Annotated in this window: 11 protein-coding genes; 1 reads left to right on the top strand and 10 read right to left on the bottom strand. The window is 32.1% G+C overall.

The genetic code is table 11. The features are described from left to right. Positions 1–1,664: 1,664 nt before the first annotated feature. Complete coding sequence (locus LE180_RS03600) at positions 1,665–3,164, top strand: phosphatase PAP2 family protein (RefSeq protein ID WP_374134107.1); 1,500 nt, start codon at positions 1,665–1,667, stop codon at positions 3,162–3,164. A gap of 16 nt (positions 3,165–3,180) precedes the next feature. On the opposite strand, the gene LE180_RS03595 is transcribed toward LE180_RS03600, so the two are convergent. From LE180_RS03595 to LE180_RS03550, 10 genes are all read right to left on the bottom strand, one after another. After that, entirely contained in the window at positions 3,181–5,043 is a 1,863-nt protein-coding gene (locus LE180_RS03595) for a TonB-dependent receptor (protein WP_374134106.1), read from the bottom strand. Positions 5,044–5,048: 5 nt separating this feature from the next. Next, positions 5,049–5,840: an ABC transporter ATP-binding protein gene (locus LE180_RS03590; RefSeq protein WP_374134105.1), complete on the bottom strand. Its 792-nt coding sequence runs from the start codon at positions 5,838–5,840 to the stop codon at positions 5,049–5,051. 1 nt (position 5,841) lies between these two features. Next, positions 5,842–6,837, bottom strand: coding sequence for a FecCD family ABC transporter permease (locus tag LE180_RS03585; protein ID WP_374134104.1), 996 nt, complete (start codon positions 6,835–6,837; stop codon positions 5,842–5,844). After that, positions 6,827–7,675, bottom strand: a complete 849-nt coding sequence (locus tag LE180_RS03580) for an ABC transporter substrate-binding protein (RefSeq protein WP_374134103.1) — start codon at positions 7,673–7,675, stop codon at positions 6,827–6,829. Before LE180_RS03580 ends, LE180_RS03585 begins: the two co-directional genes overlap by 11 nt. Positions 7,676–7,677: 2 nt before the next feature. Next, positions 7,678–8,193, bottom strand: a complete 516-nt coding sequence (locus tag LE180_RS03575) for a cob(I)yrinic acid a,c-diamide adenosyltransferase (RefSeq protein ID WP_374134102.1) — start codon at positions 8,191–8,193, stop codon at positions 7,678–7,680. Between the two features lie 438 nt (positions 8,194–8,631). Then, positions 8,632–9,318: a DNA repair protein RadC gene (radC, locus tag LE180_RS03570; RefSeq protein ID WP_374134101.1), complete on the bottom strand. Its 687-nt coding sequence runs from the start codon at positions 9,316–9,318 to the stop codon at positions 8,632–8,634. Beyond that, complete coding sequence (locus tag LE180_RS03565; protein ID WP_374134100.1) at positions 9,318–9,728, bottom strand: peptide chain release factor-like protein; 411 nt, start codon at positions 9,726–9,728, stop codon at positions 9,318–9,320. The genes radC and LE180_RS03565 overlap by 1 nt, the downstream gene beginning before the upstream one ends. A gap of 15 nt (positions 9,729–9,743) precedes the next feature. Beyond that, complete coding sequence (locus tag LE180_RS03560) at positions 9,744–10,367, bottom strand: HAD family hydrolase (RefSeq protein WP_374134099.1); 624 nt, start codon at positions 10,365–10,367, stop codon at positions 9,744–9,746. Positions 10,368–10,547: 180 nt separating this feature from the next. Continuing rightward, positions 10,548–11,423 (bottom strand): S-methyl-5'-thioadenosine phosphorylase, encoded by an 876-nt coding sequence (mtnP, locus tag LE180_RS03555; protein ID WP_374134098.1) that lies wholly within the window; start codon positions 11,421–11,423, stop codon positions 10,548–10,550. Between the two features lie 4 nt (positions 11,424–11,427). Next, a partial coding sequence (locus LE180_RS03550) for a hypothetical protein (protein WP_374134108.1) occupies positions 11,428–11,501 on the bottom strand: 74 nt, incomplete at its 5' end.

Raw genomic sequence — 11,501 nt, 5'->3', positions numbered from 1 at the left:
ACCCTGTAATGACTGTCTGTTTTAGGATAGCTCTTCATATCCATAAGTCCTGATAGCTTTTACAAATCTCTCTATTTGATACTTAGGTATGCCTGTTCTCATTGATATTTCTTTTCTGTTTAATATCCCCAAATGTAACCTAAAATACAAAATTAGCCGTTCTGTTTCGTTGTACCTTTGAAACTCTATAGCTTTAAAATCGTTCCATTCGTTAAAACTTCTTCGCTGTGAAATCGTTTTAAAAAATATCTGTTTTTTAATTGATTTCTGTTTGTCATCTTTGCCTGACTTTTGCCTATAATCTTTGCCTGATTTTTAGGTTGATTTGTTAAAAATTTTGATATAATTACATATAATTGTGGCTTGATTTGTTAAAAGCTTTGATTTGATATAATCACAACAGTTGTATTTGGTGAGATGATACAATCACATTTGATTTGGTATAGTTGGTTTTCTTATAAATGCAAAACAAAAAAAGTGGAGCTAAAATAAAAGAGTGAAATTTCACGTGAAGCAATACATGCTCCACATTCCCCTAATATCTAAATCTAAATTTATCAAAACTGATAGATAAAAACAAAAGAGGAAATAGTATGATGACATTACTCTTAAAAGGAAGACATAATATGATGACATTAAGTCTAAAAAGATGTGTAAGCTTGTTTGTTTGCCTTTCTCTGCTCGTTTCGGCGTGATCCACAGGTAAATCTAGCAAAGCTAGTAGCGAAGTTAGCGACCTCACAACAAGAACAACTCAAGTCGAATTGATGGTGTCACCCTGGCCTATTACTAATTTACTAATCAAGTTAGTAATAGTTTACACTTAACCTTACCATAAACAACGCTATTAAGCGCGCCTATACGCTCTTACCGTCGACATCAGATGAATTCAAGATGCCAATGCAACAACACCCCTTGATTGCCTTTTTATTTCAGAAGGAACTTTCTTATGCCTACGCTAAAGTATTACTAAATATAAAAAGATTTTTCGTTCAAAGCGCCCATATTTTATCTAATCAATTAGTCTTGCAATGTGGTTTTAAATATTTTTATGGTTTTTCGGACGTTTTTAAGAATATGTTGATTTCCGATGTGATTTAAGCTTATATCAAGTTTATATTGAAAAATATACAGATTTTGATTTTATATATGAATATTTTTTTAGCAATATTATTTTGTAGCAGTATTCAGTTTTTGACTGTGGACATTTTAAGAGAATACTTAGCTAAAGTTTATAACGAAGGCAAACGTCGTCTGACTTATGTAATTTCGGAAGAAGGATAGAATAATATATATTTGATAATTTTTTATGTAATTTGATAGGATTTATAGCAAAAGAAAACAATAATGTCTACTTTCTTTTGAGAAAAGAAAAAAAAGAGGCGACTACGCTGGGAAAGACGATTTTATAAAAGCTATTGAAAGGAAGCGGGTTACATAGTAGAAATGGACGGAGATGTGTCCGCATTCTCCTAAATATATACCGGATTTTATTAAAACTATAAAGGATTGCGATGTTGTTAAAAGAAAAATAAATTAAAAATAAAAGAATACCCCATAATATTTCTCGCAAGACTTCCCGGTGAATCAAAATTACGACCTATAACTTTGATAAAGTATTTATTCAAAGTACTAAAATTGCAAATGGCAGGTAAATTAACTGGATGAACTACAAACTGTGGTTTTGGGTTGTAACTATTGCTTCAACAGCTCTTAGATTTCTCATAAACAGTCTTGGCAGCTCTTTTCCAAAGTTTTCATTTATACTCTTTGGAAGATCAATCGGCGTGCAAGCTGGATATGTTTCCCCTCTGTTATTTTTAATTTTTATTGTTGCAACATTAGCGTGCATAAAAAAAGCGTATCAAAAAAAAGACAGGCGTACTCTAATAATTGCATGCTTTGTGCTTCCTGTACTTGTTCTCTTTAACGGAATTGATATTTTTAACGAAATATTGCCACATTGGTTTGCAATGGGTTATTTGGCGCTGTCAATTTACGTCGCTCATTTAACATTAAAAAATTGGCATATTAAATGGTTTAGAATTTATTCCTATGCTACATGGGGACTTGCTATCTTTATGATTATTGTGACTATTATGCGCGTATTGTATGGAATAATTCCTTTAGAAAAATTTCAGCATCAAAGCCAAATAGAAAAAATAGAACACGGCATTGCCAAACCTGAAAGAATAGATATTACAAATGAAGTTTACGGCGCATATCCCTCTAAAGAAAAACCTTTTGTATTTACATACAAAAGCTACCTTGCCAGCGAACTTGCGACTTCAGTTCCGGAACTTAAAGTATTTTGCATAAGCGATAAAATTGACGCTTATGATTTATGTTATTTATGGCAAAGAAATTTAGATACTTTAAGGAATAAAGATGGATTGTTCCTATGCAACGACTTCTTTTTTTCTAATCCAAAAGAAAGATACGGAGAAAAAGTTTTTGTCTCTTATACTGATGTTGAGATATTCCCCGTTTACAGAGGCGTAAGAAAAATTAAAAATTTCTTCTTTACAATGCGTAGATCCTTTAATCCTGCAAACCTTCCTTACGAATATACGGCAGACGCATTAGGACAAAAAAAAGAGCTGATGCAAGAACTTATAAAATTTGACCATATTGTTTTTAAATTTATAAATTCCGATTTGAAATGTAAATTTTTAGATTTTTACGTAGCGCCAATATCTTATTGTGATTCTAAAAACTTTAACATTAGTTTTTTTGTGATACTAATAATTTCCATAGCAATATTATGGAGAAATAAAAAAGATAGCTTTTGGACAAATCTAGTCCTTCTAGCAAGCGTAATAGCAATAACAAGTATTGCAACATTTTTCTTAAAATGTTACTTCGAGAGACCTCGCCCATTAATCGTATTTGGCGATGAAAATGTAAATACTCTGTTTGAAAAAAAAATACATAAGAACTCTTTTCCTTCAGGACATACTTCAATAGCAGTTGCGCTATGCGCATTCATGTTTATGATGGTAAAGAAGTATTGGCGCTGGTATATATTTTTTGCGGTGGCTTCAGGTTTTTATAGAATCTACGCGGGAAGTCATTTCCCGTATGATGTTTTAGCAGGGGCAACACTCGGCATTATTTCAGCCTACACAACTGTTACTTTTTTTAGGAAATATTCCAAAATTTAATTTATCAATGACGTTGTTATCTTAAAATTTTTAAATTAATGCCGGAATATATGGCAATCCCCGGCATTGGGTAATTATCTTGAAGTTCATATTTGGCATTACCCACATTGAGACCCTTTACCCAAAAACTTAGATTGTCGTTTATTTTATAATTTAAATTTATGTTAAGAGTAATAAAATCATCTAAACTTTTAGTGTTTTCACCATTTGTAAATACTTTGCTTTTATAAAATAGACTTGCAGTTAATGACAAATTCTTTAATGGTTTGACAGTAATATTATAATTTATTGTGTTTGCAGGTCTGTACGTCAATGTTTTATGCGTTATTTCATTTTCTGACTTAAGATATGTATAGTTTAGTTTACAATTAAGATATGATGTCATAATATAACCTGCTTCAAATTCAACGCCATATTGTTTTGCTTTATCTATATTTTTTACGTGTGTTTCACTATTAGTTGCGTTATACTCCCAGATTATTAAATCTTTACCATTGATGTAATAAACGCTGCTCATTAACCTAACTTTATCGTATGCGTACTCTATTCCCAAATCGCTTGATATTCCATGTTCCGGCGTTAAGTCAGGATTAGCATATATTTTATACTTTTGTTGATTACAGTATAAGTCTGCAAAAGTAGGAGATCTCCAAATCTTTCCCGTATTCGCGGAAATTTTTACTTTTTCCCCAGCGTTCAAAACCACACTTATGGAGGGTGTCGCGACGTCTCCAAACTTAGTATTGTTGTCATATCTAATTCCCGGTATTAGCGTAAACTTATTAATCGGTAAATTAAGTTGCATATAAGTTGCATAATTTCCCCTATTTTTATTCAAATTATGTCCTGATAAATTTTCGTTTTCTTTATAGCAATCGTTTTCAAATTCTAGTCCAACAAGAGTATGTTCTTTATAATGAAAATCAACATTTATTCCACAGGTGTCGGAATTGTATTTATTTATTTCCTCGTTAAATGGCACACTGTGAGATTTTTTTGTTGCATCATAAAAATATCTCATATTGTTTGATAAATATCCTCTAATATCAAAGCGACATATCTCGTCGAAGATGTAGTTATATTCAAGCTGTACATATTTATTATCATTTTTCAGTTTATTTTTAGGAGTAGGGTACGCTAAAGATCCGCAAACATTAAGTTTACTTCTATAGATATTTCCTGTTAATGATAATTTTGACATGTCTGATATGTTAAATTGCCCACTAAAAAAAGAATTACAGTCTGTGAAATTTGAATTGTCTCTGTAGCCATCGCTTGAAATATTGGATATTGAAGCAAAAACAGCATATTTATCAGTCGCATATGCTCCATCTAAATACGGACTAAACGTATTGAAACTGCCATATGATATAGCGCCTTCAATAATAGGAGAGATATCGGTCGCTTTTTTTGTTATTATATTAATAGCGCCACCAAAAGCGCCCGCTCCGTAAATTGCAGCTCCGGAACCTCTTATAATTTCAATTCTTTCAATGATATTGGTAGATATTGATGTAATATCTGCCCCGCCCAGACTAATATCATTAATTTTTCTTCCGTCAATTAATACTAAAGTTTGTTGATATGACGTTCCTCTTATCGTAACGCTTGTGACCGCGCCAGCGCCACCATTACTTTGAAAATTAATGCCAACTTCGTTTTGTAAAAGTTCGCCAAGCGTTTCTACGTGTTTTACTTCAATATCATTTCTTGAAATAATTTTAACGTTGACAGGCAATTTTTCTGTTCTTTCACCATACTTATCCAAAGTTAAAAAAATATCTTGAGCAAAAACATTACTCGCCAACAAATTAATAAGACAGAATATTACCAATGATTTTTTACACAATAAAAACAATTTTAAACAGCATTCTTTCACAATGATTACCTCCTTAATTCTTTTATCCTGCTTACAGGTATAACATAGGGTTTATTGGAAATAGGATTTGTTTTCACTACAACGTTTGTATTGTAAACTCTTTCAATGTCTTTACAATTTAAAACTTCTTCAGGCGTTCCACAACTGCAAATTGAACCGTTTTCCATTAAAGTAAGTTTGTTACAAAACTCACCGGCAGCATTTAAATCATGCAAAGTCAAAACTATAGTTTTATTGTATTTTTCATTTAGATCTCGTAAAATCTCAAGAATTTTATTTTGACTACCAATGTCCAAATGAGATGTCGGCTCGTCAAAAACGATGATATTTGTCTCTTGAGCCAAAACTTGAGCTATTAAAACTTTTTGTCTCTCTCCGTATGAAAGTTTGTTAACTTTTCTCTCGGCAAAATTTTTTATATTGAGAGAATTCATAACATTGTCTATAACAGCATAATCATTTTTCGACGGAATTTTTAAAGTATTCATGTAAGGGTATCTTCCAAACATAACAAATTCAGAGACGGTAAAAGGCATTGAAGTATCAATATGCTGAGATGAAAAAGAAATTATTTTCGCAAAGTCTCTTTTTAAAAAAGAATTTATATTTTTATTATCTATAGTAACGTTGCCGGAATATGGTTTAATTAGATTGCACAATACTTTTAGCAGAGTGCTTTTGCCTGCTCCATTTTTGCCGATTATTCCAAAAAAATCTTTGTTGTTTATATTGCACGAAACATCTTTTAAAACTTCTTGTTGCAAATAACCTGCCGTAATATTTTCTATGCGTATCATTTTATATATTTCGCTCCGATTTAAGCAACAAAAATACAAAAAACAAGCCGCCGATTATACTTGTAATTACTCCGACAGGTATTAGCACTGGAGCAAATAACGCTCTGCTTAAAGTATCGCATAACGGTAAAAATATTGCGCCAGCAAAAGCGGAAGCCGGTATTAAAATTATATTATTTGTATCTACTATCTTCCTCATTATATGCGGTATCATTAAACCTACAAACCCTATAATACCGCAGAAGGAAACAGTTACAGCTGTAATAAAAGACGCTACAATAAAAAGAATTTTTATACTTCTCTCAATATTTAAGCCAATTGTTTTTGATTTTTCCCCGCCTAAAGATATCGCATTAATTATATTTCCTGATAAAGATAAAATTATTATGCCTGATAACACAACAAATACAACAAATGGCAAAAACCTTTCGTCAATCATCGAAAAACTTCCCATAAGCCATACAAAAGCAACATGAATGCCGTATGACGGAGACAATGAAAACATAAGCATAACTGCAGAAGAAAAAACATAACTTATAACCACGCCCGACAATATCATTGCATTTGGATCGAATTTCTTATACATACTCAGCAAATACACTATCAATACGGAAAGGATAACGCCTACAAAAGAACATAGCGGAATAAAAAAACTTGTTATTGTGGCAAGACCTGAAACAAAAGCCGTTACAGCTCCAAAAGCCGCCCCGCCGGAAATACCCAGCGTAAAAGGATCTGCCAGCGAATTTTTTAATATTGCCTGAAATACACAACCGCTCACGGCAAGTCCTGCTCCTGTAATACAAGCCATAATAGTTCTTGGAAAACGTATATTTTTTATTATTGCTACGATATTTTCATCTGTATTGCCAAGCAATGATTTTATTACATCAAAAAATGATATCTCATTTGAACCAATTAGCAAAGAGAACAGAAATACAGCTATAATTAACACAGGCATCAATAAATAAACAATGAGATATTTTTTATTTATCATTAAAAATATCTCCATATATTGCTTGCGTAATTATTTTAACGCCATTTGCAAAAGTTAAAGGCGTAGTGGCAAATATATTATTGGAATTTATCATAAAAACTTTATTATTTTTTACAGCGTTTATCGTTTTATATTTCTTCCAATTCTTAGGTTCTTGACTATTAAAATACCCTGTATTTACAAGAAGTATAATATCGGGATTTCGTTCAATAACGTCTTCAATGTCAACAGATAAATAACGCGCATTTATGTTTTTATACACATTAATTGTTTTAGAGTAGTAATTATAATCGTTTACAAAACTTTTATTACCCGCCGTATATAGTGGTTTTATACCTATTTCCCAGAACAATTTTAACTTATCAAAATTCTTTAATCTATCGTAAATTTCCTGTAAGGAATCGTTTGCTGTATTGATTATCTTTATTGCCTCTTTTGTTCTATCAAGTTTTTCCGCCAAGCGATAATAATTTTCACATATCTCGTTAAAATTTTCTGGTGATTCCACAACATATACGTCAAATTTTAAACGTTTAAGTTTTTCAACTATTGCTTTGCTATTTCCTTCTTTAGTTGCGATAATTAAGTCCGGATTAAGTAAAATTATTTTCTCTATGTCAGGTTCTAAAAGCGCGCCTATAATTTCTTTTTTAATCGCTCCTTTGGGACAATAAATCGTTATGCCTTTTATAGATTGCTCTAATCCTAATTCATAAAGACTTTCCGTGATAGATGGAGCTAGAGAGATAATACATTTGTATTCTTCCGCACATGCGGTTGCTGTAAAAATAAATAAAATAATGCATAAACGTTGTAATTTTTTGATTGCGCTACTCATTGCTAATATTCAATACCTTTTTGAGCTTGTATTCCTTCGTTGTACGGATGCTTAATTTCTTTCATTTCTGTAACTAAATTAGCAATCTTAATTAAAGATTGAGGTGCGCTTCTGCCTGTCACAATCACATTTGATCTTTGTGATAAGCATTTTACAAGCGCAATGAATCCACCTTCATCAATAAATTTATCTCTCAATGCAATATTAAATTCTTCGAGAACAATCAAATCATATCTATTAGTCGAACTTACAATTTCTTTCAATTTGTCCATAGCTAAACAACATTCTTCCACAGCTTTTTCAAAACTTATATTTTTAACGCAGCAAGGATGCTCTTTTGCAAAAGCAAAAAAATCTAAATTGCTTAGTTGCGCTAGAATTTTTTGCTCGCCATAAAATTTCTCACCCTTAAACAACTGTATAAGGCAAACTTTAAAACCTTGCCCTAAAGAACGAATTATTTGTCCTATGGCGGCAGTTGTTTTCCCCTTACCGTTTCCTGTATTTATAATTATCATAAAACCTAACTTTGCAGTAAATTCCCCTTTTTCTGTGAAAGGGGTGATCACGAAGCCGTCGGGATATGCAAGCTCGGTAATGTCTTTGGCATTACCGAGCTACGAGAAGTACGTAGTCGTAAACTTCGACTATTTGCTTGTGATTTTATTTCAATTCCTTTAATTCTAGAAAAAGGATTTGACAGTCATATCAAGATAATTATCGCCTGCATAATCGGAATATTTCTTTTTAATCAAGATGAGGAGTCTCAAAAACAACAATCTTGCCATTTTTTTCAAGAACAAAGAGTTCATCATTCATAGGATTGTTGGTCTGATAAGCATGAAATTTGATACTATGCTAAATCATAAATCTGCACACTTCTTTTTTTAAGCTCCACTGATTGAAAATTGTTTTTCATTTTAAGCCTCATCTATCTCAAAACTGTAGCAAATTTTCTATATCAAACCATATTCCTTAAAACTAAAATAATTGTTATTTGCGATGACAATATGATCTAAAAGAGAAACTTCTATAGCCTCTAGGGCCTTTTTAACAACACCGGTAATATCTATATCATTCTGCGACGGTTTTAAATTTCCACCGGGATGATTATGAGCTATTATAATTGCCGCCGCTTTATGATTTAAAGCAATTTCTGCAATTTTTCTTGGCATAAGCAAAGACTTATTTACCGTACCTTTTTCTATCTCTAAACAATCTGTAACTCTGTTTCCAGCATTTAATACTATGGCGTAAACTTTTTCTATTTTCTCACCGCTTAAAGATGAAATTAAATAATTTTTTACTTCTAATGGCGACAACAGCTTATCTTTTTCTTTGATTTCTAAAGACAAATATAACGAAGTAAATTTTCTTAAAAAGAATAAAAAACCCGCGGAATAATCTGAAATATTCTTTATTTGCTTTAATTCTTCAATATCGGCATCAAAAACTTGTTTCAAATTACCAAATTTATCTATCATTTCCTTCGCTAAAATTTTTACATCTTTTCTAGGTAATGCGTATGTCAAAACTAACTCTAATATTTCATAATCAGTAAGATGGTCAAATCCTCCCGTAAGAAATTTTATTCTAAGTCTGTCTCTATGTCCAATGTAGTGAGGCGACTCTTTCGTATTCATTAATGAACTATTTTTTCCCTAAGCTCTTTTTTACAAGATATCTGTTTCTTTGCTTTTAGCATTTTTTCTTTTGCTCGTTTAGAACGTTTTCTTTTTTGTCGTCGTAATTTTTCTATTTTTTGCTGTTTCTCTGACATTTTTCCTAAAATATTTTCCTCAATTTTCTCTACAAGCAACCGTCTTGCAAGAAATCTATTCAATCCTTGTGTTCTTTCTTTATGATATTTAACTTCAGTCCCACTGGGGAGATGTTTTAAATAAACGGCTGTCGATACTTTATTAACATTTTGTCCACCCTTGCCGGGAGAGCGTACAAACTTTTCTTCAATATCAGATTCTTTAACGCCATATTTCTCAAATTTTTTAGCTATGTCTTCCTGCTTTTTAAAATTTACACCAAAATCTATCATTTATAGTCAACCACCTTAATATTGTTGCATTAGCATCTTTTTGTCTTTCAATTCTTTTATAAGAACTGTTGAATTTGTAAATAAATGCGAATTTATACCATTATTTCTAGCGACTGTAACGTTGTCTTCTAAATCATCAACATAAAATATTTCTGAAGGCAAAACATTACAACATTGTATTGCTTTCAGAAAAATTTCATCCTCAGGTTTTCTTGAATGCATCTTGTACGAGAGAAAGAGTCTATTAAAAAGAGCGAACACTTCGGGATAACGTTCTTTCAAGTAGTCAAAATGAAGTTCATTCGTATTGGAAAGCACGGCGAGCCGATAATTTTGAGATAACGCCGCGATAAGTTCAATCATTTCAGGCATTGGTTCAAAAATATTATTCCACTGAACGGCAAACTCATTATAAGTCCCAACATATTTTGTTTTTCTAGCAACAGTATCGTAAAACTCAAAAGACGAAATATTGCCTTTTTCATAGACATGAGAAACATCAGAATAACTGGGGATAAGATTATTAAAGTCTGTTATTTTATGATTTGGAATCTTTTTGACATATGCTTTAACAAACTTTAATAAATCAAATTTAAATATAACATTCCCCAAATCAAAAATCACAATCTTTATTGCCATAATCCCTACTTTTTATTATCTAACTCTAAAGATTTCTATCCTTATGCGCCAATGTAAAGTTAGTTGACTATAACGACCCTTCGATATATACTTCCGCCTCAATAAATAAATTATAGTACAAGGAATCGTAGCGATTGTAACATCTGCCATAGGATACAAACCAAAAACTATTCTCGCTTTTCATTTCTTACAATATTTATCAACAAACAAAGAAATGTTTTTATAATATGGACTCAAAACTACTTTTTCATGAGCAGTCATAAGAGCTGTTTTTAATGAAGAACCGCAAAAGCAATGTTTCTCTCTCTCTGCCAGTTTTCCAACTAAAGTTTTAATAACTCTTTTGCTGTTTGTTACATTTGCCGCAACAGTTGCGACTACAGCGTCATTTGTTACCTCCTCGCCTTCTTTCCAAACGTCAAAATCTGTCACGAGAGATATATTTGCATAACACATTTCGGCTTCTCTAGCAAGCTTTGCCTCTGGAAATAATGTCATTCCAACAACTGAAAATCCTAAGTTTCTGTTTGCTTCAGATTCTGCTTTTGTAGAAAACTGAGGTCCTTCAATGCAAACATAGGTTCCGCCAAAATGATGTTCTATCCCGAGTTCATAAATAGTTTTACATATTAATTCTCTAATTTCATTGCAAAATGGATGCGCCATTGAAACATGGGCTACTATTCCTTTTTCAAAAAATGTTGAAGGTCTGTTTTTTGTCCTGTCAAAACCTTGATCAGGAATAACAAAATCTTTCGGCTTCATATTCTCTCTTAATGAACCGCACGCTGTAAACGAAACTATCTGTTCTACACCCAAAGATTTTAACGCATACATGTTCGCTCTCTGGTTGATTTCTGATGGATTCATGATATGTCCTCTGCCGTGTCTTGGCAAAAAAGCGCAAGATATGTCGCTGATTGTCCCTGTAATTATCTTATCCGACGGCTTGCCAAAGGGCGTATCAATATCTTTTTCAACAACATTTTCAATGCCGTCTATTTCGTACAAACCACTGCCGCCAATAAACGCAATTTTTACTGAATTTCCTTTCATTCATTCACCACTCGCTCTTTATTTTATTTAACCTAATACAGGTTTTATATCTATTATTTGCAACTGCGCTATTTTGCT

The sequence above is a fragment of the Candidatus Endomicrobiellum pyrsonymphae genome, from assembly GCF_020328025.1.
GTDB classification, from domain to species: domain Bacteria; phylum Elusimicrobiota; class Endomicrobiia; order Endomicrobiales; family Endomicrobiaceae; genus Endomicrobiellum; species Endomicrobiellum pyrsonymphae.
This window is presented reverse-complemented; position numbering and strand designations above follow the sequence as displayed.

Excerpts from the sequence above, each read along its gene's own strand:
- LE180_RS03600 (WP_374134107.1), top strand. The coding sequence starts at position 1,665 with ATGAACTACAAACTGTGGTTTTGGGTTGTAACTATTGCTTCAACAGCT.
- LE180_RS03590 (WP_374134105.1), bottom strand. The coding sequence starts at position 5,840 with ATGATACGCATAGAAAATATTACGGCAGGTTATTTGCAACAAGAAGTT.
- LE180_RS03585 (WP_374134104.1), bottom strand. The coding sequence starts at position 6,837 with ATGATAAATAAAAAATATCTCATTGTTTATTTATTGATGCCTGTGTTA.
- LE180_RS03580 (WP_374134103.1), bottom strand. The coding sequence starts at position 7,675 with ATGAGTAGCGCAATCAAAAAATTACAACGTTTATGCATTATTTTATTT.
- LE180_RS03575 (WP_374134102.1), bottom strand. The coding sequence starts at position 8,193 with ATGATAATTATAAATACAGGAAACGGTAAGGGGAAAACAACTGCCGCC.
- radC (WP_374134101.1), bottom strand. The coding sequence starts at position 9,318 with ATGAATACGAAAGAGTCGCCTCACTACATTGGACATAGAGACAGACTT.
- LE180_RS03565 (WP_374134100.1), bottom strand. The coding sequence starts at position 9,728 with ATGATAGATTTTGGTGTAAATTTTAAAAAGCAGGAAGACATAGCTAAA.
- LE180_RS03560 (WP_374134099.1), bottom strand. The coding sequence starts at position 10,367 with ATGGCAATAAAGATTGTGATTTTTGATTTGGGGAATGTTATATTTAAA.
- mtnP (WP_374134098.1), bottom strand. The coding sequence starts at position 11,423 with ATGAAAGGAAATTCAGTAAAAATTGCGTTTATTGGCGGCAGTGGTTTG.